Source organism: Streptomyces sp. NBC_00885 (assembly GCF_045207475.1).
Classification (GTDB): domain Bacteria; phylum Actinomycetota; class Actinomycetes; order Streptomycetales; family Streptomycetaceae; genus Streptomyces.
Genome location: NZ_CP108796.1, coordinates 59,804 through 83,339 on the forward strand (window position 1 = coordinate 59,804; position 23,536 = coordinate 83,339).

General features: G+C 68.0%; 17 protein-coding genes and 3 pseudogenes. 16 read left to right on the plus strand and 4 right to left on the minus strand.

Annotation, left to right across the window (positions count from 1 at the left end):
• Positions 1–130 precede the first annotated feature (130 nt).
• The 3 genes and pseudogenes from OHA61_RS00365 to OHA61_RS00375 all read left to right on the plus strand — a co-directional run.
• A pseudogene (locus OHA61_RS00365) lies at positions 131–244 on the plus strand (transposase); the annotation flags it as partial.
• 47 nt (positions 245–291) lie between these two features.
• Positions 292–615, plus strand: coding sequence for a DUF4328 domain-containing protein (locus OHA61_RS00370; protein ID WP_406301120.1), 324 nt, complete (start codon positions 292–294; stop codon positions 613–615).
• A pseudogene (locus OHA61_RS00375) lies at positions 546–830 on the plus strand (DUF4328 domain-containing protein); the annotation flags it as partial. The gene OHA61_RS00370 and the pseudogene OHA61_RS00375, both read left to right, overlap by 70 nt.
• Positions 831–1,199: 369 nt before the next feature.
• Here OHA61_RS00375 and OHA61_RS00380 read toward each other — a convergent pair.
• Positions 1,200–2,996, minus strand: coding sequence for an SsgA family sporulation/cell division regulator (locus OHA61_RS00380; RefSeq protein ID WP_406301121.1), 1,797 nt, complete (start codon positions 2,994–2,996; stop codon positions 1,200–1,202).
• Complete coding sequence (locus tag OHA61_RS00385; protein WP_406301122.1) at positions 2,993–3,850, minus strand: hypothetical protein; 858 nt, start codon at positions 3,848–3,850, stop codon at positions 2,993–2,995. The genes OHA61_RS00380 and OHA61_RS00385 overlap by 4 nt, the downstream gene beginning before the upstream one ends.
• 229 nt (positions 3,851–4,079) lie before the next feature.
• On the opposite strand from OHA61_RS00385, the gene OHA61_RS00390 reads away from it, so the two are divergent.
• The 8 genes from OHA61_RS00390 (at position 4,080) to OHA61_RS00425 (ending at position 12,445) form a co-directional block, all read left to right on the plus strand.
• The gene (locus OHA61_RS00390) at positions 4,080–4,262 is read left to right on the plus strand and encodes a hypothetical protein (protein WP_406301123.1); all 183 of its coding nucleotides are present in this window, start codon (positions 4,080–4,082) and stop codon (positions 4,260–4,262) included.
• 774 nt (positions 4,263–5,036) lie between these two features.
• Positions 5,037–5,576, plus strand: coding sequence for a sensor histidine kinase (locus OHA61_RS00395; RefSeq protein ID WP_406301124.1), 540 nt, complete (start codon positions 5,037–5,039; stop codon positions 5,574–5,576).
• Positions 5,573–6,253, plus strand: a complete 681-nt coding sequence (locus OHA61_RS00400; RefSeq protein WP_406278521.1) for a response regulator — start codon at positions 5,573–5,575, stop codon at positions 6,251–6,253. The genes OHA61_RS00395 and OHA61_RS00400 overlap by 4 nt, the downstream gene beginning before the upstream one ends.
• 246 nt (positions 6,254–6,499) lie before the next feature.
• Positions 6,500–6,649, plus strand: coding sequence for a hypothetical protein (locus OHA61_RS00405; protein ID WP_406278524.1), 150 nt, complete (start codon positions 6,500–6,502; stop codon positions 6,647–6,649).
• A 133-nt stretch (positions 6,650–6,782) separates the two neighbouring features.
• Positions 6,783–7,694 carry an alpha/beta hydrolase gene (locus OHA61_RS00410; RefSeq protein ID WP_406301125.1) on the plus strand — a complete coding sequence of 304 codons (912 nt, stop codon included), beginning with the start codon at positions 6,783–6,785 and terminating at the stop codon, positions 7,692–7,694.
• Positions 7,695–8,390: 696 nt separating this feature from the next.
• Positions 8,391–9,524 carry an alpha/beta hydrolase family protein gene (locus OHA61_RS00415; protein ID WP_406301126.1) on the plus strand — a complete coding sequence of 378 codons (1,134 nt, stop codon included), beginning with the start codon at positions 8,391–8,393 and terminating at the stop codon, positions 9,522–9,524.
• Between the two features lie 281 nt (positions 9,525–9,805).
• Positions 9,806–11,014: a glycosyltransferase gene (locus OHA61_RS00420; RefSeq protein WP_406301127.1), complete on the plus strand. Its 1,209-nt coding sequence runs from the start codon at positions 9,806–9,808 to the stop codon at positions 11,012–11,014.
• Between the two features lie 513 nt (positions 11,015–11,527).
• Positions 11,528–12,445, plus strand: coding sequence for an SMI1/KNR4 family protein (locus OHA61_RS00425; RefSeq protein WP_406301128.1), 918 nt, complete (start codon positions 11,528–11,530; stop codon positions 12,443–12,445).
• A gap of 54 nt (positions 12,446–12,499) precedes the next feature.
• Here OHA61_RS00425 and OHA61_RS00430 read toward each other — a convergent pair whose 3' ends face one another.
• On the minus strand, positions 12,500–14,503 hold the full coding sequence (locus tag OHA61_RS00430) for a hypothetical protein (RefSeq protein WP_406301129.1): 2,004 nt from the start codon (positions 14,501–14,503) through the stop codon (positions 12,500–12,502).
• Between the two features lie 349 nt (positions 14,504–14,852).
• Between OHA61_RS00430 and OHA61_RS00435 the strand changes: the two are divergent.
• A pseudogene (locus tag OHA61_RS00435) lies at positions 14,853–16,020 on the plus strand (IS3 family transposase).
• Positions 16,021–16,087: 67 nt separating this feature from the next.
• Here the strand turns inward: OHA61_RS00435 and OHA61_RS00440 are convergent.
• Complete coding sequence (locus tag OHA61_RS00440) at positions 16,088–16,258, minus strand: hypothetical protein (RefSeq protein WP_328681915.1); 171 nt, start codon at positions 16,256–16,258, stop codon at positions 16,088–16,090.
• 486 nt (positions 16,259–16,744) lie between these two features.
• Here OHA61_RS00440 and OHA61_RS00445 point away from each other — a divergent pair, with 486 nt between their 5' ends.
• Genes OHA61_RS00445 through OHA61_RS00460 form a run of 4 tightly spaced genes read left to right on the plus strand, consistent with a single transcriptional unit; the run spans position 16,745 to position 23,532 of the window.
• Positions 16,745–17,914, plus strand: coding sequence for a hypothetical protein (locus OHA61_RS00445; RefSeq protein ID WP_406301130.1), 1,170 nt, complete (start codon positions 16,745–16,747; stop codon positions 17,912–17,914).
• Entirely contained in the window at positions 17,902–20,226 is a 2,325-nt protein-coding gene (locus OHA61_RS00450; protein WP_406301131.1) for a hypothetical protein, read from the plus strand. Before OHA61_RS00445 ends, OHA61_RS00450 begins: the two co-directional genes overlap by 13 nt.
• 10 nt (positions 20,227–20,236) lie before the next feature.
• Positions 20,237–21,049 carry an AAA family ATPase gene (locus OHA61_RS00455; protein WP_406301132.1) on the plus strand — a complete coding sequence of 271 codons (813 nt, stop codon included), beginning with the start codon at positions 20,237–20,239 and terminating at the stop codon, positions 21,047–21,049.
• Positions 21,046–23,532: an SAV_2336 N-terminal domain-related protein gene (locus OHA61_RS00460; protein WP_406301133.1), complete on the plus strand. Its 2,487-nt coding sequence runs from the start codon at positions 21,046–21,048 to the stop codon at positions 23,530–23,532. The genes OHA61_RS00455 and OHA61_RS00460 overlap by 4 nt, the downstream gene beginning before the upstream one ends.
• Positions 23,533–23,536: the final 4 nt, after the last annotated feature.

The following is a 23,536-nucleotide window of genomic DNA, read 5'->3' on the forward strand; positions in this document are numbered from 1 at the left end:
TGGCCTAGTAGGGCTTGGTCAGGTTCATTCGTCGGTGGCGTCTCCGGTTGGGGCTGTTGTCGTTGACCGGTTTGTGACACCTGGGGAGTTGGATGAAGTCCGGTGCCGTCTGGAGGACTTCGCGGCGGATGTGTTCGAGCCGTTCGCGCGGGCGGATCAGCGTCAGTGGGGCGGGGTGTATCTGCAGGGACTGCTACTGGACGGGCAGCGGAAATCGGTGGAGCTGATGGCCGCCCGGCTGGCTGGAGCGGCTTCGGCGAGGAAGGGTTCCACGCGGTCGGCCTTGAGGAGATGGAGCGAGTCGAGCGCCTCTACAGCCTCGCCGGCGTACTGCAGACCATTGCGTTCGTGCTGTGCGGGATTGTGTTCATCCTCTGGTTTCGGCAGATGCGGGAGAACGCCCAACTTTGCGCGCCCGACGCGCACAGGAGATCACCAGGCTGGGCGGTGTGGGGCTGGATCGTACCGGTCGTATTCCTGTGGTTCCCTCGCCGCATCACACTGGACATCGGGACGGCGAGTGAGCTGCCGCGCGACGTGCCCGACGCACCGCGCGCACACCGGTCACCCTCGTCAACGCATGGTGGGCGGTGTGGATCTCCCAGGCGACACTGAGCAATCTGGCCTCCCGGTACTACGTCGCGGCCGACGATGCAGGCGCGATCAAGGAGGCATTGGGCCTGTTGATGGTCTCCGACGTCCTCGACATCGCCGCTGGCGTGCTAGCCGTCCTCGTCGTGCGAAGGATTACCAGGATGCAGCAGCGGAGGGTCTCGTGGACCGAGCCCGTCCACGACTCCCCGGCCGCAGCCGCCGGACGGCCCGCCTGATGTGATCGGCGCAGCGTGCGGGAGTCCGTCGGGCTCCGCAACCCGAGCGCCAGCTCATGTCGCGGATGAGAGGCCCCAACCACCGGTCAGGGCGCTCTACCCGCCAGGTGTTACGACTGCGGTTCGTACGGCCGACGACCGCCCCGGACGCCAGGCCCAGCGCCGACGTAGTGGACTTGGTTGACTGACACCGCGGCTCACTTCGCTGAAAAGGGACACAGCGAACTGGGAAACGATCACGGTAAACGATCAACGTCTGACTTCCGTCATCCGCCGCAGCGCATTTCGTCGGTCAGCCTGAATCTGCGGACGGTTATCGAGGGGAGTGCGGGCGTTCGTGCTATCGCACGCCTCGGCAAACCGTTCGGGCTAACGGTGGGAATTGGGGTGCCACCACAGTTCTTCGGTCAGCCTCTCCCAAGGAATCCGCATGTGGAGGTGCTCGGATCCGTAGACGACGACAGCGCGCGTCTGCTCGAGGAAGGTTTCCAGGTCGCTTGGGCGCATGGCGAGTATGGCCCGTCCCTTGGGCGAACTGAGCGTGATGCGCACGCTCGTAGGCCCTTCCTGCCCGGGAGGGGCTTCGGATCTGTGGACCGTGACATCTCCCGTGCCGGAGGAACGACGCAGCCCTTCGATGAGGAGCTCGCGCGCGAAGATCCACTCGACTTGGGTTCCTACCCGTTCACCGAAGGCAACGCGTACGGCGTAGGGGTCGTCCGAGCGGTAGGTGAAGGTGGTGCGAACCGGCCGCGGGCGGGGGTGGCCGTCATCGAGCAGCTCCAGCTGCGTCTGTGCCCGGACGGTTGTCACTCCCTCGTCGCTTTGGACCGTGCAGGCCAGCGGCGGCCACGGATCGTCTCCAGGCAACGTGGTCGCCCCGGCTGCTGGGAGGCCGCTGTCCGGGAGGTCGAGTCTGCCGGATCGGATTGCATGCGGGCGCAGGGGTACGGCGTCGCTGCGTTGGAGCAGCTGCCAGAGCGGTTGTGTTCCGTGCGTGACCACGATGAGCCGCCGCCGTCTGGCATCCACGGCGCTGAGTGCGCCGGCGGTTCGCTGTGCCGCGGTGGGGGGTGGGCGGAGATGGCGCAGCGGAAGGCACAGATTGGGTTGCGCCGGCGTGAGGGAGCCGGAGTTCTGGATGTGGATGAACTCTGCGGGCAGCAGCCTTGCCGGCGTCGCGTCCAGCATCTGCCATACAGGGACGAGATCCCATACCCAGGGCCGCAGCGAGCCGCATACCTGCAGCACGTCCCACCACTGCCCCACCGGACGCAACGGATCGCGGCCCTCCCGAGAGAGCTCGTGGGCGCACCACAGGCACGCATGGCGCCAGATCTGGCGATGGGGTTGCAGTCGCGACACCAGGTGGTCGTACACGTCGAAGGAAGGCATCAGGCGCCAGGGCGCAGACAGCGACAGCTCCAGAGCCCGTCTCGATGAACCCTGACCAGGCCTGTGAGCGTCGAGGGTTGCGGCTGCCACCGCTGCCGATGCCGGCTCCCCCAGAGGGCTGCCCAAGCCGGGGACATCCCGCAGCAGTACCGCAGGATCGTCACCGGCGTGCGTCACAACCACATGGGCCACTGCGACTCGCAGCAGCTGCGCCCATGTTCCCAACGCGCCGAGTGTTCTCGTCGTGCCGGACCAGGCCGTCTGCTCATGCCACGTTCTCGGGTCGCGCAACGAGGACACGAAAGCCGACACAAGAGAATCCGCTGTGCACGCCTGTGGCAGAACCATGAGAACGCCGTCGCCCCGGTCCTCGGCGCCCGCCAGCAGGGCAGGGGAAGCCGCCTGGTCGAACACCGCCCGCATATCGACGCCGAGGAGGGCGTTGAGGAAGGAGGACTTACCCATGCGCATTTCTCCCAGCACCGCCAAGGACACCGACGGATGCGCCGCCGCGGCGGCGCGTTCGGTCACCCGGCAGCTCGTTGCACCCGGCGCAGCCGGGAGCGGCTCACGTGCCGTCACGGCCGGACGTTGATCGTCCTGCAGACGGGAGTCGAGCAGCTGGCGGATGCCGGAGGGGGTGTGCGCGCTGACCGCTTGTATGCGGGGGGCTCCCAGGCTGGAGGCGGCCAGCAGTGTGTCGAAGTCGTCTGTCTCACGTCGAGCGGCGTTGAGGTCGAGGTCCATGGTTTTCCTTGTCGGCTCCGTCATCGCGGTCCCCCCTCGCCGGGTTCCTGCCACCGCGCCGTGACGGCACGGAGCTTGACTCGTACGCGGCTCAAGCGACGTTCCAGAGCTTTTTCCGTCAGGTTCGCCATCGCGGCAGCCTCGCCCTGGGTGTATCCCGCGGCCCGCCAGCCGATTCCGATCCGCACTTGTGCGTCGGTCAGCAGCGGGAGGATGCGGTCGATCTCGTCCTGGAGGGCGGCAGCGTGGTAGGGGTCGGCGGCGCGCTGGTCGGGGATGCTGTCCAGCGGGTCTGCTTCGTCGTGCCCTAGAGGTATTGCCGCCATAGCTTGACGGGTCATGTGCTCGCGGCTCCAGCGGATATACACCGGCCGGAACGCGCGCACGCAGGCGCCGACGTAGTACGTAGTGAGGGTCGCCCCGCCTTCGGGGGTCCATCTGCCGTTTTCCAGCGCATGGGTGCGGAAGAGTTCAAGGCCTGCCAGGACGGTGTCCGTGGCGACCTCGCTGCGGTCGTCCCGGTCCCAGTCGTGGATGATCTCGCGGCCCGGGACGGGCCGGCCGATCAGGCTGGTCTGACGGAAGATCTCCGCCGTGCTGTTCCAGCTGAGCATGATGGGCCAGCCGTAAGCCATCAGCTGTCCCGCGAACTTTCGGTAGCGGGGGCCGTCGAAGCCGTCGGCCCGCAGCGCGTCCACCACACGCGCATCACCCGCCAGCCGTGCGGCGCGGACAACGGCGGCTTCCAGCCCGACACCACCCGACAGCAGATCCTCGATGCGGGCCAGTTCCTGCTGTTGCAGCGGCAGTACCGGTCCCTCCCCGTCCACGGGCGGACCGGGGCGCGGGGGGACACCAGCTGTGATCTCACTCGGCACACCGGCTCCTTCGCGCTGTGGGGACCCGTCATCGGGTGCGTGGCATTGGCTCACGACCTTCTGATAGGTCCGGCGCGCGAAACTCCCCCCGGCCCTTTCCCGAAATTCTTCACCGCCCCGGCGTGATGGTCCTCACCCGGGGGCAAAGGCAGCGCGCCCCGCTACAGCAACCACAACCAGACACCGTCGCCGCATCGGCCGTGTCGCCCTGCCAGCAACCGGAGTTGTCATGAACGACCGCGGTCCCCTCCTCGGCCAGCGCTCCGCCGTCATCTTCCTTCTCGGCATCCTCACCGCCCTCGGCGCGGGCCTCCTCACCGCCGCCAAAGGCGGCGCCATCGCCGACGCCGTCCTCGTCGGCGGCGCCTCCTTCGCCACCGCCGTCGCCTTCTTCCACACGATCATCGAATAGCCCAACACCACCGGACAGCTACCACCGACACGGCACGGCCACCGGACAGCTGCCTGCGATCGAAGCGCACAGCGGCCCCACAACACCGACGATCTCGCGAACGACCCACCTGCCAACAATCCGCCGGATACCATCCGCACTTCACCCCAGGGGACATGACGACCACATTCCCGCCACCGCGTCCGTGAGACGCCACCCACCATGCCGACAGGCCGCAGAGCCCAGAACCCGCTCGAACAGGCCGCTGCAGGCTGAGTGCCTCCGAACCAGACGGTCACCGAGCCGCAACCGGTGCAACGGTCGATGCCCTCTCTCTCGCACCAGCCCCAGGCCCGACTGCTCGCCCTCCAGTGCGCACAGCGGCAGACTTCCGTGGCCAGGTGCGCCTTCCCGCCGGCTCCTGCGCGGCAAGCGCCTGGCCCACGACCCCAGGCCCAGGCACGAGATGGCACAGGTCAACTGCCTGGCGGGGCTTGGCTCATGGATTCCGCTGACGAGCAGCATGTGTCACAGCCCGGCCTGCTGGTGCCGGACATCACGGCCCGCGGATGAGCCGACCGCCCTGGCGGCCCTGGCCGAGCCGGACCGGGTGTGGGCTTCCTCCGGTACCCATCGACTGTGGCGGGTGCCCTGGCCAACCACGCGGCGCACGGCATGGGACGGGATCCGGCCAACCTACGGCAGGCGCGATGAGACACCAGCGGACGCTGGCGGACGCCAACGAACAGCAACGACCAACGACGACCGCCAACGGGACCGGTCTGACCTGGCCGGATGGCATCCGGCCGTCGTTTCGGACCGGCGCGGTTGCGCAACACTCCCCCGTATGTCGAGCTCCTCGGAGTGCTGCGCTCCGAGGACCATCCCGACAGCAACGCTCCCGAGGCTCCGCAGCCCACCCTGGAACGGCTCGACGGCCTGCTCGCCAGCGTGCGTACGGCCGGGCTCGACGTGACAGTGGTGATCTCCGCCGCCCGCCGCCCGCTGCCCGAAGGCGTGGAACTGTCGGCCTTCCGGATCGTGCAGGAGGCGCTCAGCAACACACTGCGCCACGCCCCCGGCGCCACGGCCCGCGTCGAGCTCACTTACTCCCAAGACGCTCTTCACCTGCGGATCCTCAACAGCCCCGGACTACAGACCGCCCAGCCCTCACCAGGAGCCGGCCACGGCGTCCTGGGTATGCGCGAACGCGCCGCGATGCTCGGCGGAGAGCTCTCCGCAGGTACAACACCCCACGGCGGCTACGAGGTCACCGCACTGCTGCCGGTGCCTGCCGCCCCGACTACTCGGACAGACAGGGAACAAACCGCATGACGATTCGAGTGGTGATCGCCGACGACCAGGCGATGGTCCGCGAAGCCTTCTCGGTGCTTCTCGACGCCCAGCCCGACATCGAAGTGATCACGACCGCCGTGGACGGCCTGGAAGCCGTCGCCAAGGCCGAAGAACTACGCCCCGACGTGATCGTCATGGACATCCGGATGCCCGGACTGAACGGCATCGACGCCACTCGCCAGATCACCGCGCAGGCCGACCTGCCCACCAAGATCCTGGTCCTGACCACCTTCAACCTCGACGAGTACGTGTACGAAGCGCTGCGTGCCGGCGCCAGCGGATTTCTCCTCAAAGACGCCTCGGGAGTCCAACTGGCCGAAGCCGTACGCACCGTGTCCGCCGGCGAAGCTCTGCTGTCTCCGGAGATCACCAAGCGGCTCATCACCGAGTTCTCCCGCCTGAGCAGCTCGAGCTCGGCGAAGCCACCCGCCCACGTACGGGTCGACGGGCTCACCAACCGCGAAACCGAGGTACTGACGCTCGTCGCCCAAGGGCTTTCCAACGCGGAGATCGCCGGCAAGCTCGTCGTCGCCGAACAGACCATCAAGACCCACATGGGCAGCATCCTGCACAAGCTCCAGCTGCGAGACCGCACCCAGGCAGCCGTCTTCGCCTACGAGACGGGCCTGGTCGCCCGAGGCCGCACCAACCTGTGACCCCACGGCGAGGCTGGGCCTCAGCGGAATCTGAGCCTGTGGCAGCTGATGTCTCATGCACCCCTGCCTGAGAGCCATTCCAAGGAATGGCTCCGTAGCGGGATGCCGAACCAGGGGCCCGGTTTCTACCTTTATTGAGTGAGTTCGCCCTGGCCGCTTCACATGCGGTTCCCGAGGATGTTGCGGCTCCCAATCAGTCCAGCAGGCGGCCGAGTTCCGCCCACGTACAACCGCAGGAGCGCAGCCATGACCACGCACAGAAGTCCCACCGCATCGACCAGCGGGCCGGTCCGGATCCTGCGTGTCATCGCCGCCGTCCTGGCCTCGTTCCTCGCCTTCCTGGCCGTCACCATCGTCCTCGGCGCGTGCTTTCCGGCCATCCCAAAGCCGGAGTGATCGGGCCGGTCCTGGGCGGGCAGTATCCCTTCCACCTAGCCCTGCTCGCCGTCGCGGCAGCCGTCCTCGCCGCGCTGGCCTGGCGTGCCGGCCTGGTGCGCTGGGGCCGCACGGTCACCATCATCACGACGTTGTGCACCCTGGGTGCCCTGGCCATCGGCGGAATCCAGTTCCGGGCTGCGCAGAACGCCGGCGTCGACATCTCCTTGGGCCAGGCGTTCACCGAACTCGCCTATCCGGCAGCGAAGCCGGACGCAACCAAGACGTACGCCAGCCCCGAAGGCAAGCCACTGCAGGTGGACGCGTACCTCCCCAAGAAGACCCCGGGCAAGCAGGTGCCCGCCATCGTGCTCGCCCACGCCGGCGGTTTCCACACCTTCGACAAGAGCGACCTGCGCGGCACCGGCCGCTGGCTGGCCGACCACGGGGTCGCCGTCTTTGCCTCGACTACCGCCTCGCCGGCCCCGACCGGCCCACCTGGAACAAGGCCCCTCAGGACCTCGTCTCTGCCCTGCGCTGGGTGCAGAAGAAAGCCGACGAGTACGGCATCGACAGCTCGCGGATCTCGCTCGGGGGCATGTCGGCGGGCGGCACCCTGGCGATGAACACCGCCTACCGCCTCCACAACGAAACCATCAAGACCACTGACGGCACCCCCCCCAAGCCTCTGGCCTCCGTGGTCGGCTTCTACCCCGGCGCCAACGTCACGCAGATGTGGAAGGACGATGTGGCCGGAACCCGCGAGGCGGCGGAAATGTTCACCGGCGGACGCCGCAGCAGTACCCGGACCGCTACCGCGAGGTGTCCCCGACCTCCGACATCCACCCCGGCCTGCCCCGCACCTTGCTGGTGGTCGGGGACCGCGATCGCAGTGCCCGCCGAACCCATCACCGCCTTCGGCGACGCGCTCAAGAAGAAGGGCGTCGACACCGAGGTCAAGGAACTGCCCTTCGCCGAGCACGCCTTCGACGACGCCTACGGCAGCCTCACGTCCCAGACCAGCCGACAGATCCTGCTCGACTTCCTCACCAAAGACGCACGCTGACCTCGCCGTCCCGCCCAAGCCCCCTGGCCGGCCCGTTCCGACCTGGGGCAGGGCCGACCCGGCCCACGTTCGAGGGGCACGCACAGCCCAAGGACTGTGCGTGCCGCTCCGCTCGCGCCGGGCGGGCGACCATCTGATTCGGGACGCTCCCGGAGCGCGTGTACATCAGAGCCGCGGCCCCGGTCTCCATAATCGTGCGGGCCCACCAGGCGCCGCCGGAACGCATAAAAAGGAGGCCCTTCAGAAGGCGCCTCCCGGCGGCACCGAGCCCGATGACCATGACCTCGGACGAAGCTCTACCTGGCCGATCGCGGCCCGTTTGTAAAGGCGCCCGTATTTCGCTGGTTCTAAACTCGCAGCTCAGTTCGCGTATAGGCCCTAAGCCTGCCGTGCTCCCGGGGGGCCTCTAGTCCTTAAGAGCTACTGCTCGGGTTGGCTCTCCGGCGTGATTCTTTCCGGTCTCGGTTTTTCTACGTTGGTATTCCAAGGCCGTAACAGAATTGCGCGGCCACAGAGAGAAAGGTGATGGAAATGTCCGCACACAGTCGTGGAGCCGTTGCCGTCCTGCTTGCTGCCGCTGTCGCCGCGGGCGTGACCACCCTGACCGCTTGCAGTTCTGAGGATTCGGCCGCTGTGTCCTCCGCCTCGTCCTCTCACGCTACCGCTTCGGAGGACCGGAAGGAGGATTCGGCCGCCGTGCCATCCCCCTCGTCGTCTCACGCTGCCGCTGCGGAGGACCGGAAGGAGGGCCTCGCACTTTCCGCCCCGACCGGTGAGTACGCGGTGGGCCGCGACTCGTTGCACCTTGTCGACAAGGGCCGCCGTGACCCCTGGGTGTCGAAGGCGGGCGACAGGGAGCTGATGGTGTCGATGTACTACCCGGCGCAGAAGGGAACCGGCAAGCCCGCCCCGTACATGAGCGCCGAGGGGGCCCAAGCCTTCCTGAAGCAAATGAAGTTGGAGGTCCCCGCCAAGGTGCTCAGTGGCACCCGCACCCACACATACGCCGACGCGAAGCCCGAGTCGGGGAAGTTCCCGCTGGTCGTCTTCTCGCCTGGCTTCAAGACGCCGGGCGCCACTCTCACCGGCCTGGCCGAGGACCTGACTAGCCGCGGCTACGTCGTCGCGGTCGTGGACCACGCCTTTGAGGCTGCGGGCGTCGACTTCCCTGGCAAGGGCATCCTGCCGTGCACGGCCTGCGGGAAGGTCGGCCCCACCAGCTTCCAGCCCGCCGCCGAGGGCCGAGCCAAGGACCTCTCCTTCGCGCTGGACCAGCTGATCGGGAGCACGTCGCCCTGGAAGCACGCCGGCATGATTGACAAGGGCCGGGTCGGGATGGCCGGGCACTCCCTGGGCGGCGCTGGCACCGCCGCCACCATGGCCCAGGATCCGCGCGTGCGCGCCGGGGTGAACATGGACGGCCCGTTCATCGACTCCGGCAGCAAGTCCGGCCTCTCCGGGCGGCCCTTCCTGATGCTGGGCACCAAGGCCGACCACAGCCCCGGCAGCGAGGACAAGACGTGGGACGTGGCTTGGAAGAAGCTCGAGGGCTGGAAGCGCTGGGCCACGGTCGCCGGAGCCGACCACTTCGCGTTCACCGATCTGGCCCCGCTCGCCGGGCAGTTGGGCCATGACGACCCGAAGGGCCTGCCCGGCAAGCGAGCTGCGGAGATCACCCGTGACTACGTGGGCGCCTTCTTCGACGAGCAGCTGCGCGGCAAGGACGAGCCGTTGCTCGACGGCCCGAGCAAGGCCAACTCCGAGGTCACTTTCCAGCACTCCTCCACCCGGGATGCCAAGGACGACTCAGGCACTTCATCCCGACCCTGACTGCGGCTGCCTTCACACGACCGCGGTGCGGTCTCGGTCGTTCGGATACGCCTGGCCGGTCGTACGCGTGTGGAGGCGGAGCGCAGCCTGTCATGCCGCCGCGGGCGGATGGGACCGCTCGCTGCACTCGGCATCGCCGTTCGGGACCCGAGGCGGGCAAGTCGCCCTACTTCCATCTCCCGTTTAACGGTATATCGCATGGGGGATCTTGCCGCAAGCCCCCCATATCGGGTGAAGATGGCCCTCCGCGTCACGAGCGCGGCAAGAGTATGGGAGTGAACATGCGGGTGCTGTTGTCCACTATCGGATCGCGCGGAGAGGTCCAGCCGGTGATCGCTCTGGCCGTGCAGCTGAAGGAATTGGGGCAGGAGGCCGTGGTGTGCGCACCTCCTGATTTCCAAGAGTGGGCCAAGTCGCTGGGGATCACCTACGTCCCGGTCGGCCCGGAATTGCACGCCACAGCCAAGCGGCCGGCAGGGGCAGTGCTCACACCCGAGCAGCGGCGACAGATGATCGAGGGCACGGTTGCGGATCAGTTCGCGGCGGTGGGTTCGTCCGCCGAGGGATGCGGGATGATCGTGGGAGGCGGTGCTCTGGCGATCGCCGCCCACTCGGTGGCCGAGCAGCGAGGTATCGGCTACGTGTACGCCGCGTTCGCACCGATCACGTTGCCCTCGCCGCACCACGCGCCGCCCGTGTTCGGATTGCTGGGAGAAAAGCCGACGGACAGCCCCGTCGACAACCAGACCCTGTGGGCCCAGGACGCACAGCGCTGGAATGTCATGTGGAGCGCGGCACTTAACGCACAGCGAGAGGCTGCCGGGCTCGCCCCGGTGAGCGATGTAAGCCGTCATATCTTCACCGACACCCCGTGGCTGGCCGCCGATCCGACCCTGGCACCGTGGCCCGAGCCATCGGAGCTGAACGTGTTCCAGACCGGGGCGTGGACGCTGACGGATCACCGGCCGCTCTCGCCCGAGCTGGAACAGTTCCTCGACGATGGCGAGCCACCGATCTACTTCGGATTCGGCAGCGTACGCGCCCCCGAAAGCATCGCCCGGAAGATGATCGCAGCCGCCCGCGCACTCGGCCGCCGCGCGATCCTCGCCCGCGGCTGGGCCGAGCTGTCTCTCGACGAAGCCGCGCCCGACTGCCTGGCAATCGGAGACGTGAACCAGCAAGCGCTGTTCCAGCGGGTCGCCGCAGTCGTGCACCATGGTGGGGCGGGCACGACCACGACGGCCGCCGCAGCCGGGGCGCCCCAGGTGATCGTCCCGCAGATGTTCGATCAGTTCTACTTCGCCCGCCGCGTCGACCAGCTCGGAATCGGCAGCGCCCTCGCGGTCAGCGACCCGACGGCCGACTCCCTCACCGCAGCGCTGGGCCGAGCCCTCGCCCCCCAGGTGGTCGAGACCGCACACACTCTGGCAGGGCGGGTGCGCACCGACGGTGCACTGACCGCAGCCCGCCGAATGATCGAGAGGCAGTAGCACCCGCTCGCGCCCGCCTTCTCCGGCCAGCAGCACTCTCTCCTCCATCATCACTGTCCGTATTTAACAGCGGCAAGACGCTTCGTAGACAGACCGCTGGGCTTTGGAGGAGATATGCCCGAAGGGGACCTGCTGAGTCAACTCCCCGAGGTGTCCGGGGGCATAAAGGCCCTCGGCGACGGTGAGGGTGCGGCAGCAATCGTCACATCAAGCAAAGCTGCCGTGCCGGCTACCCGGCCGGCACCCGCATCACCGTGCGGCGCGAAGGCGTTCAACTACCATGCGGTAGCTACACATTGCACCGCCAACGGCCACCGCGGCGCCGAAGGCGGCGACGGCTTGGATCGGCTCGCTTCGCCCCCGTAGTCAAAGCCCCACCAGAAGACCCAGCAGTCGGGGCTGACCCGGATTGCAGCCCGGCCCGTCCGGCCGGGCTCCGATACAGGCCAGCCGGCCGCCACGGCTCCGGGGTCTGAGAGTCTTGGGTATCCGGCTACTGACGAGGAGCAGGCGATGGCTGTTGAAGTACCGGCGGATATACAGGCGCGCTGCAAAGGGCTGGGGAAAGGTGTCGGCTACGCCTTGAAGGTGCTGTGCGCGCAGCTTGAGGACGACCCCCTGCTGGGCAGCCCAACGGGTGACCGGTCGCTCTACATCGCGCAGATCGACGGCGAGACCTTCGAAGACTGCCCGGCGCTGACCGTGCACTACGCTTACGGCCCTCCGCTACTGGAGGAGGGACAGTTACAGATCAGGGGTATCGAAGAGACGCATCCGGCTGCCGTCGAGCCGAAAGAGGAGGCCGTCGCGGCTCCAGATCCCCATCAGGAGGAGATCGAAGCGCGGCAGGTGACGGACTCGTGGCGGCGCATTGAGGCGTGGCTGTGTGAGCATGCTTCCGCCTCATTCGATCTGCTCAAGCCAGGCGCCTCGGAGGGTGAGATAGCCGCGCTGGAAGAAGCGATCGGCGTGCGCGTCCCGGCGTCCTTGAAGGCGCTGTGGCAGCTTCGCGCAGGCCACCTAGATGAGCCTGGGGCCGGGTTCCTCCCCGAGTACAACTGGGCGCTGATGGATCTCGACGCGGTGGTCCTGGTCTACCGGGAGCGCATGGAACTCCAGCGGGACTGGGGAAGTGACGAGCCCTTCCTGTGGAAGCCCTCCTGGATTCCCTTCTGCGCGTGGAGCACGCACGACTTCACCTCCGGCCTCTACCTTGATGCCGAGAGTGGAGAGGTCTGCCGCTGGTCTGAGTCGATCGACCGTCGTACCGAGTTCGAGTCGCTGACGGCCTTCCTGGAGGGGATGGCGGATGCTCTTGAGGTGCCCTCTCTTGCCACATGGCCTAAGCCCGGACTACTGAACGGCGGCCTTGTGTGGGGGCCACCAGGTGATGCGAACGAAGAGGCATTGTGGCGGCCGTGGAACGGATGACATGAGTGAGGGGGACCGGCCGGTGCCGGTCCCCCTCACTCATGTCAGGTCGTGTCAGCCGACCTTGCGCCAGGCGCAGGTGGTGTCGGCATTCGCGCAGTGCTCGAAGCCGGGGTTGCTGACGAAGAATCCGTCATTGTCCAGTAGACGCCAGATGGCGGGGTTGAGCTTGTTGAATGCCTTCCGGTTCTGGGTTGACTCGATTCCGGCCCGCCCGCACCGCTCCTTCCAGGCGGGCCCGTTCGTGGCCGTCCGGGTGTCTGCGAGGAGGCCGAAGTTGGCGCTGCCGTCACCCAGCTTGTCGGTGAAGAGCTGGGCACACTGGTCCCCGGAGGACACCTGGTTGACGCCGCCGGGGAAGCCGCCGCTCTCGTGGGTGGAGGCCATGGCGTACTCGTCGCAGTCCATCGTTCCCACGGAGGCGTCGGCGCGGTGCGCCGCCCAGCTGCTCGGGCAGACCTTGTCACGGCTGTCATCCGACGTCCACGGCTTGCCGTCGGGCCGGGTCGCGGTGGTGTCCGGGCCGAGATAGTGCAGGAGGGAGTCCCACTTCACCGAGCCGGCGTGGTCGGGCATCTTCTCCTGCATCAGCCAGTAGTACGCACCGGCCGCCGGGTACAGGTTGGTGTCGACGGTGTACGTCGGCTTGAAGAACGGCAGCACACAGCCGGGCGCCACACCCTTGAGGATGTCGTCGCAGCGCGGGGCGAGTTCCCTGACGCGCACGTCACCGCTGGTGCCGAAGTTGGCTGTTGCGGGGTTTCCGCCGGCGTCCACGGTGGCGGTGATCGACCATCCAAGGTCGATGATCTCCTTGCCCGTGCCGGACCAGGTGGTCTGGATGGTTCCCCACCGGCCGCCGTACCGGCTGTCCGGCTCGATGGGCCAGTATGCATCGCCACCCGCCGGGTTGTTCTGGTCGTCCGCCCACCTGATGTTCGACGTCACACAGGACTTGCACGTCGACCCGACGTTCCACTTGATGTGGACGCCCTTGAGGACGGGGTCGATGTGCGTCGGCACCAGCATGATCTGCTGGTCGAACTCGGCGAAGTTGGAGCCGCTTCCTCCCTTGTTCGGGTAGGTCTTGATGCGCTGCTCGATGTTGAAGGTGGCCGTTCCCAGCGCGGGCTTCTCAGGATCGGTGTCGGTGAAGATCAGTGTGCCGCTGCCGATGGTTTTCATGCAGGCTTCGGTGCGGCTCATGTAGTCCTTGCCCGACGGCTTGCCGTAGCACCAGTCGACCAGATCGACGCCCGGGCCCACCGGCGCGGACGCCCGGAGCGCGTTCTTGGCCTTCTTGGACGGCGGGTTCAGCTCGACACACAGCTTGTGCCCCTGTGCGTCAGGCTTGCCGCACGTACGCTTCTGGGTGGGGGCCTTGAGGGTCGTGCCGTCCTTGCGCAGGGTCGGCAGCGCCGGGCCCGGGTCGGTACGCGTGAACTCGATGATCTTCTGCGCGACCGGGTCGATCGTCGACGATGCCTGCGGCGCAGGGAACTTCACGTAGGGCTCGATGCGGAAGTTGGCCCACGGTGACCAGGTTGTCTCGTACAGGCTGCCGTCAAAGGCGTTGGTGTGGAACGTGTAGGTCACGCCTGGCTTCAGCTTCCCGTACGGGACGGGGACGGACGCGGGCTTGCCCGACGCCACATAGCCCGATACCAGAACGCCGTACGGGTTGGCGTCGGTCAATTTGACCTGGGTCTTGGGCTTGCCATTGGCGTCAGTTGTCCACACCTCGAAGGTCAGGGTGCTCTTGTCGCCGTCTGCGTCGGTGACCGTGTTACTTAAGACGGTCTCGGGTGTGATGACGCGCCATGTGCTGCCACTCTTCTTGAACTGCGGCCCGGCTGAGGGGTTCTTGCCCGATACGGGGCGCGATCCGGCGGCTGTCGCGTCTTCGGGCCCAGCTGCTGGACGCGATGCCGGAGGAGCGGAAGGGGTAGGACTCGGCGTGAAGCCGGCGGCTGACGCCGTTCCCACTCCCGCGAGAAGAGCGAGGACGGCGCCTGCGGCCACGTGCCGCAGCGCCGACAGGGTGCATATGCGTCTCAACTTCGAATCCTCCTTGAGGGTACGTATGTTCGACGCAAGCTCATCAGACACATCCCCAAGGCCAATATGGCCAAGGACACGGTTTACCCCACACCCAGAAAGTCCAGCCAAAAGCCCCAACCTCGCCCGAACTCCGCCACGCCCACACACCGGTGACCGCCCATCAGAGCGCAATAGGCGACGCCCGCGGTGCAGTAGCTGAAGGTCCCGTCCAGCAGCATGTTCAACAACAGGAATGCAGGTGCCACGCCCAACTCCCGGGGCGTGGCACCTGCTCCCTTTGAGGCGCCCCGAAGTTCTCGGACAGCGGTCCCCATAGGATCGAAGTCCAGAACGGCGGAGAGAGCACGTGGCACAGAAGCGTAGGAAGTTCAGTCCTGAGTTTCGGGACGAGGCGGTCAAGATGGTGGTCGTGGAGTCCCGCCCGATCGCCGAGGTCGCCCGAGAGATACAAGTGAACGAGGGAACGCTGGGCACCTGGGTCAGCCGGTACCGGCAAGAGCACGCCGGGGAGGAGCCTCCCTGAACATCAGCGAACGCGCCCGCCTGCGCGAACTGGAACGCGAGAACCGGGAACTCCGTATGAAGACCGAGTTCCTGGGAAAAGCGGCGGCCTTCTTCGCCCAGGAATACCGGTGACGGAGAAGTACGAGTTCATCGACGGCGAGGCTGACAACTTTCCCGTGCAGCAGATGTGCACCTGGGCGGGAGTATCCACGTCGGGCTTCTACCACTGGAGGTCCAGGCCATTGTCGGCCACCGCGAAGCGCCGTGCGGAACTGAGGGCCGTCATCCTCAAGGTCTTCTCTGACTCTCAGGAGACCTACGGCTACCGGCGTGTCCACGCCGCGCTCCAGCGGATGAACGTGCAGGCCGGAGCGGAGCTGGTCCGCGCGCTGATGCGCGAGCTCGGCCTGGTGCCATGCCAGCCGCGGCCCTGGCGGGCGACCACGATCGCCGATGATGCGGCGCCGGCCACGCCCGACCTGCTGGCCCGTGACTTCACCGCTGACGCTCCCGGGCGCAAACTGGTCAGCGATATCACCTATGTTCACACCTGGGCCGGGTTCCTGTATCTCGCGACCGTCATCGACTGCCACACCAAAGCTGTGGTCGGCTGGGCGATGGCCGACCATATGAAGACCTCTCTCATATCGGATGCACTCGATATGGCAGTCCGGAACATCGACCTCGCCGAAGGCTGCGTATTTCATTCCGATCGCGGCAGTCAATACACGTCTCGGGAACTTCGTTGCAAGCTCCGCTCGTTGGGCCTGCGAGCGTCGGTCGGCCGCACCGGTGTTTGTTGGGACAATGCGATGGCTGAATCATTTTTCGGCGCCCTCAAGAACGAACTCGTGCACCGAACTACGTTCCCAACACGCGCACATGCCCACCGGGCGATCGTCCGCTACATCGAGATGTTCTACAATCGAAAACGCCTCCACTCCGGCCTCGGCTACAAGACTCCCGCAGAAGTCCACGCCGAGTACGAGGAGTTGCAGACGGCGGCATAAAGAGAACCCTCAACACCGCTGTCCGAGAAGCGCAGGGCCCCTCACTTTTCGCTACCGGCCGCGCCGTCTACGCGTGCATTGACGTGGAACCCGGATGGGGTACCCGCTCTGCCGCAATCGTCTTGGCGAAGGCTGCCGTGCTGGCCACAGCCCCCAACTGGGCGAGGATCTCCTTGGGCAGCAGGTCTTCCTTGCCTTTCAGGGCGTCAGCGACGTCCTGCGCGGACGAGAACACCATCGGCGCGGCGATTGTCCTGAACGATCCGCGTTAGGTTGCAGCGCCGTCCCCGTCGCGGGTGCCATCCTCACCGGCCTGACCGGCACCGGTGCCAGCATCCCCGTGCTGCGCCCCCTCATCCGATGAACCTCCACGACGGCAGGTCGACCATCGGCCGAAGGTCCGCTTTCGGTGGGTATAGATGCTGGTGGCTGGGTGGTTGGGGTGCTCGGGGGCGGGTGCTTGAAGTGGTGTTACGGGCACGGCCAAGCCGTGATGCAGACGAGGAAGCCGCTCTCCCGCCCACGAGATCCGTAGCAACCAATGGCCACAGCTTCCCGACACAAGGGACGCAGCGAGTCTCAGCAGCCGCGCCGTGCCGAGAAGACAGCGTCGAACTGGTGCCGTGCGGCGAAGGCCGATCCGTACCAAAACGGCGTTGACCGCGCGAAGAACCACTAGCATCGGTTTACTGTCGCCGAGGCGGCAACGCGATGGGGGAGACGCGTGGAACGGGCGGTTGTCTTCGTGCATGGCACCGGGGTGCGTGCCGACAAATACACCAGAACTTTCAGCACCGTCCGCGACGCGATACGGGCGACATCACCCGGGCGGGAAGTCCGCGGCTGCTTCTGGGGTGCGCAGGAAGGCGCCCGGCTGCTGTTCAACGGCGCTTCCATCCCCGGTTACGCGGACTCCGGCGGAGGAGCGGACGAGAAGGCCGACGAGGACATCGCCCTGTGGGGCGTGCTCTACACCGATCCCTGGTACGAGTTGCGGCTGCTCGGCCTGGGTGCCCCACCAGTGGTCCGGACCGTGCCCGGTCGGTTACCGCCGGCCGAGGAGTTCCTCACTGCGATCAGGAGCCTCACCCCGTCTGCGGAGCTTCTCGCGCTGCTTGCCCGGCACGATCTCGGCAAATTTTTCACCGAAGCTGTTGTCGCCCTCCGCGGCTCCCCCGAGCTTGAGGAGGCCGCTCGTACCGCCGACACAGGTGGCCACGAACACCGCCACGCCGCCGCCCGCGCGCTCACCGCGCACACGCTCGCAGCAGCCGCCGAGCGCCGCGACACCGCTCTCACCGGTCTCGCGCGCGATGCCCTTGCCACCCGGATCAGCGCTGAACTCGGTGGTCAGGCACGCTCGTTGGCGGAACGCCTGAAGCGAGCCAGTGCACACGGGCTCACCTGGCGGGTGCACCGCAGGCGTGGCTCGTACACCGATCACGGGTTCGCATTCGCCGCCGATATCCTGCGCTACCAGGCACGCGGCGACGGGGTGCGGAGCCTGCTGCGCCGTACCGTCGAGGACACGCCGGGCGACCGGATCACCGTGATCGGGCACAGCCTGGGTGGAATCGCCGCCGTCGACCTGCTGGCGCTGGCGTCCGTCCCGCGGGTCGACCAGCTCATCACCGTGGGCTCGCAGGCCGCGTTTTTCTACGAGACCGGCGCTCTGGTCTCCCGAGAGCACCCGGACCTCCTGCCGCCCTACTTCCCCGAACGCTGGCTCAATATCTACGACCCGCGCGACTTCCTCTCCTTCCGTGCCACCGATGTCTTCCGCGGCCGGGTACGGGACGTCCGCGTCGACAACGGACAGCCTTTCCCCCAGGCACACAGCGCCTACTGGGACAACAATGCAGTCTGGGACGCGGTCCGGACGTGGCTGGGGTGACCACGGAGAACGACCATGCGGTCGTGGTCGGCCTGGAGCAGTACGGGGTCTGGCAACTGCCCGGCCCGGCCGCCGATGCGCTGCGTTTCACCCGTTGGCTTCGCCGCAGGCGCGTGCCCGCCAAGAACATCCAGCTGTGGCTAGCCCCGCTGAGCGGTGACGGCCTGCGTGCCCAGGCGCAGGCGCTGGGGGTGCGGTACAACGAGGCCGTCTCCCGCGACCAGTTGATGGACGTCTTCCGGGACGGTCCGAGACCCGGCGGAGACGGTGGCACGCTGTACGTCTTCTGGGGCGGTCACGGCGTGATGGCCCGCAATGACCAGCGGTTGCTGTACTGCCCCAACTCCACCTGGGAGGACCGGCGCTGCCTCAACTTCACCAACCTGCGCGAATACCTCACCAGGCATGAACTTACCGGGTTCCGGCGCCAGGTCTTCCTCGTCGACTCCTGCGCCACCTACTACGAACGGCTCAACAGCGGTGACCCGGATCCGGCCGTCGCCTACTTCCCCGAACCCCAGCGCATTCCGGGCGTCGAGCAGTTCATGCTGTACGCCACCCGCGCAGGCGAGGCTGCCGACAACCCTGGAGAGGGCCTCTTCTCCCAGGCTGTGCTCGACCACCTGGAGGCCGCCGCCACCGATCCCGCGCGGGATGTTGACCTGGCTGCCCTGACCGGCCACCTCGCCGCCCACTTCCGGCAGCTGGCCATCGGCAAGCCCTCCGTCGCCCTTCCCACCGCCGTCCACGTCCGGCACCTCAGTGGCGATGAGGAGCAGCTCCACCGCGCCGCGCTCCCGGCCCCGCCCGCCACGCCCGACTTCCGCGACTTCGCCCTCACCGTCCGCACCGCTTTCGCCGATGTCGGCGAGCTCGCCAGGCACGCCCAGCACTTGGCCGCGGAGTGTCCGGCGTCTGGGGTTCAGGGGCAGGCCTCGGCCGACGAGGTGGCCTGCGCGCTCTACACCCATCCCAGGGCCATGGCCGCGTTCACCGAGAGCCTGCACCGGGCGGGCAGCCCGTACGCGAACCAGATCCGGGAACTGGGCGCGACCCGCAACCTTCCGGGCCTGTTGTCGCCGATGGAGTACGAGCGGCTGTTGCAGATCCTGCGCGGCCTGCCCGAGCTGTCCGGTCCGCAGGTGCTGGCCTGCCTCCAGGCCGCCCTGCCGTGGGTCATCCTCCCGGATCTCCCGGCCGAGGAGGACTCGTACCAGCGCCTGGTCGCATGGGTGCGGGAACTCGAGAAGCGCCGCCTGGGAAAGTACCCTCCACTCGTCCATTTCACCGAGTTCCTCGCAGCCCTCGTGCCCGAGTCCGACGCGGAAGCGCTGCGTGCGTGGGGGCTCGAAACCGTGCTGCGTGTCGGCGGCAGCGCCGAAGTGGCCGCCAGCTGGCGGGAGGAGGCCCGGCAGTGGGCCGCGACCCGCCCGGCCCTGGGCCGCGGCCGGGTCGTCGTCCAGCTGGACGCTGGCGCGGGCGCCGACTGGGACGACGCCGCAACGTACACCTGCGCGGTGTGGTCGGACATCGGCGACGGCCAACTCGTGCCCGGATCGTCGAGCGGGGGCGGGGGGCACACCGCCGCGCAGGTGACGCGACTGGTCGCCGAGGCCGTCGAAACGCTCGGCGCCACCAGCCCGGTCGTCGAGATCCTCGTTCCCCTGGAAGGGCTCGCCGTGCCGGTCGACACCTGGCACTGCACCGTTCCCGGACGCCGCGCACCGAAACTCCTGGCCGTCGACCACCCAGTGGTGCTCCGCTGCGCAGCCGCCGCCGGCTCCTACAGGGGCCGCCGGTTGGCGCCGGGGGCCCCCGTCGTGCTCACCGACCTGCACCGCGACGGCTGGGCCGCCCACGGAGCGCTCCAGGCCGACCAAGCCCGCGGGCTGGCCCTGATCACCGCCGAGAAGCCCTACCGGTTCGATATGGCGTGGCTGGCCGTCGAGCTGGGCTACAGGGTGGTGCTCTGGGAACGTGAACTCTCGGGCCCGTTGGGGGAGGATTTCTTCCACCCCTTGTTTCCCCGCGGCGCCGCCCTCGGCGCTCTGCCTGACCGGATCCGCGCCTACCGGGCCAAAGCGCTCGTGGACCCGGCCGCGTGCCCCGGCCGCCTCTCACTCGTGTACGACGATCCGAGCCTGCCACTGCCGGCTGTCCTGCCCCTGACCCAGGAGATCACCGCCGATGAACAGCAACGAGAGTGTGGACTGGCGCATCTTCCGGAGCCGGAACGGTCGACCGACCACCTTCCCCGAACCGCCCCCGTGGCGCCGGTTCGCGACCGTCCGCCCCTCACCGGTTCCGTCTGAGCGCGCGTATGTGCTCGGCGAGTTCGAGATCGAAGTCGTCAACGCCGCCCTCTACCTGCGCCGCCCGCTGCTCGTCACCGGCCTGCCCGGCACCGGCAAGTCCTCGCTGGCCCATGCCGTCGCCGGGGAACTGGATCTCGGGCCGGTGCTGCACTGGCCGGTCAACAGCCGCTCCACGCTGCAGGACGCGCTCTACCGCTACGACGCCATCGGACGCCTTCAGGAGACCGAACCCGGTGGCGAGCGGCCCTACATCGGCACCTTCGTACGGCTCGGCCCGCTCGGTACGGCCATGGCCCCGTCGGACCGGCCACGGGTACTACTGGTGGACGAGCTCGACAAGGGAGACGTCGACCTGCCCAACGACCTGCTGACCGTCTTCGAGGAGGGCAGCTTCGAGATCCCCGAACTGGCCCGGCTCCCCGAGGAACAGCCGGTGATCGACGTCCTCACAGCGGACCGCGGAGCGCGCACCGGCGTCGAGCGGGGCATCGTGCGCTGTACCCAGTTCCCCGTGGTCGTCATCACCAGCAACGGCGAGCGTGACTTCCCGCCCGCCTTCCTGCGCCGCTGCGTACCGCTACACCTGACGCAGCCGGACGGGGAGCGGCTGCGGCAGATCATTTCCGTACGACTGGGCGAGGAGGCGCTGGACGGAGCCGACGACCTCATCGAGGATTTCCTGCACCGCCGGGCCTGGGGCGAGCTGGCTACCGACCAGCTGCTCAACGCCGTGTTCCTGCGTGCGGGCGGGGCCCGGCTGGCGGACGGGCTGCTCGATACCGTCCTGCACAAACTCAGCGGGACAGGCGACGCCGAGTGACCGCGCCGCTCGGACGGCTGCAGGCGGCTTTCGCCGCCGCAGGAGTCGAGCTCGACGGCCCGGAGCTGGCCGACGCCCTGTGGCTTGCCGCTCGGCTGCCGACCGGAGCGGCGGCACCTGTGGCGCGGGCTATCGCTGCCGCCCCTCCGCCCACCCAGGAGTCCCACCAGTCGTTCCCCGGGTCCGCACTTCCCCCCCGGGACGCGGCCCCGGCCGTAGGGGCGCATGCCGCACCTCCGGCGTACAGCACTGAAGAAGAGTCCGGCCGCGGCGCAGTCCGGACCGGCCCGGGGACAGCCAAGCCCGTACGGTTGCCCGGGCCTCGCGCCCTGTCCCGGCAGCTCAAGCTGGGCCGAGCCCTGCGTCCACTGAAGCGCAGTGTCCCCGGCATGTCCGGCCGGGAGCTCGACGAGGCAGCGACCGCCGCTGCCCGCGCCGACACCGGCGTCCCGTACGTCGTGGACCGCCCGGTCCCCGAGCGCTGGCTGCGGCTGGTCCTGGTCGTGGACGACGGCCTGTCCATGCAGCTGTGGCGGGGCCACGCCCGCGAACTGCAGTCCTTGCTCGAACGCTGCGGCGCCTTCCGAGAGATCCGCACAGTCCCCCTGGACCGCGCCCTGCAACACCCGTACGCCAACCTGTTCGACCCGACCGGCCGCACGATGGTCCTCGCCCTCACCGACGGCACCCGCACCGTCTGGACCGACGGCCGCGTGCGCAGACTGCTCAACCACGTGGCCCGGCTCGGCCCGACCGCCGTCGTCCACACCCTGCCCCGCCGCATGTGGCCCGGCACCTTCCTCACCGCCGATACCTGGCACGTGGCCCAGCACCGCCGCGGCTCGCCCAACGTCACCTGGACGGTCACTCACCCAGCGCTTCCCGGCACCCCGCTCCCCCCAGGCCGCACGCCCATCCCCGTGCTGGAAACGGCCCCCGCCTCCCTGGCCGCCTGGACCAAATCCTTGACCGCCATCGGTCGTCTCACACCGCTGTCGTTGTGGACCCCACCCACCGCTTCCGGCAGCCTCTCACCCCGCCCTGCACTGTCGGTCACCGACTTCCGCCGCACAGCCTCCCGGGACGCCTACCGGCTCGCCGCCCACCTGGCTGCTTACTCCCCGGTGACCGTCCCCGTCATGCGCCTGGTCCACGCCTGCCTACCCGGTGCCCACGGCCCGGCCCCTTTGGCCGAGGTACTCCTCGGCGGCCTGCTCAAGCCACTCGACGACGTCGAAGTGCCAGCCTTCGAGTTCACCCCGGACGCGCGCTACCTGCTCCTGGAAGCGGTGCCTACGGCCGAACTGGTCGAGACGGGGCGCCGTGTGGCAGGCCGGATGGCCGACCTCGTCGGACGATCCTCGGACTTCCCGGCCTGGATCGCCACCCCGGCGGAGGGCAGGCTCGACCAGGGCTCGCAGCCGTTCGCCCGCATCGAGGCGGGGGCGGCGGGACGCCTCGGAATCACCCGGCCCCCTCACACCCCGCTGCCCAAGGACAGCAGTGGCGCCCCCCAGCCCGCGGGTAAGCGCCGAGAGCCCGAGTGGATGCACCCGCTGGGATCCAGTGGCGGCTTGGCGTCGTTTTTGGCTACCGACGAGGACACGGTGTACGTCAGCGACACGGAACATGTGTGGGCGGTGCAGGCAGGTTCCGGCCGCGTGCGTTGGAAGCGACGCCTGCAGTACCCCTCGGCTCCGTCGGTAGCGAATGGAGTCGTGTATGTCAGCGATACGCAGCGCCTGTACGCGCTGGATGCGCGGGACGGCAGCGAGACGTGGTCTTGGCCCACTGGGGAGTGGGAGACCTCGCGCCCGGCTGTGGCTGACGGTGTGGTCTACGTGGGTGGGGAGACTGGCCTTTGGGCAGTGGATGCTGAGACAGGCGAGCCCTGCTGGTCCAGCCCGTTTCGCACCCTTGGCAAGGTGCAGGCGGCGCCTGCCGTTGCTGATGGCCTCGTCTTCGTCGCCAGCTATGACCACCGGCTGCGTGCACTGGAGGCAGGCACTGGACGCCTGCGCTGGACCTTTGAGGCTGGCGGCGCTTTCTTGCACGCTCCTGTCGTCGCTAACGGCGTGATCTATGCACCGAGCAATGAACGGTTGTACGCGCTTGAGGCAGACAGCGGGGAGCTGAGGTGGTCGCACGAAGGCTGGTGGTGGTCGCCCTCGGTGGCCAACGGCCTGGTCTGCGTGGGGGGCGTGGAACAGTTCGTAGCGCTGGATGCGTCGACGGGTGTCAAGCGCTGGGCTCCTGCTGAGGGTCGGGTCGGAGGCAACACGGTGATTTCCGGCGGGGTCGTGTACGCAGCGCACGGCGCCTACGTGTGGGCCCTGAACCTGGAAACCGGCGAAGAACGCTGGACTTTTTACACGGGGGGCGGGCTCGTTTGGTGGGCACCAGTCGTGAATCAGGGAAGGGTATACGTCGGCATCTCACACACCCCACAGAACGAGGCGCTTCTTCTCTCCATACGAGCCTGACAAC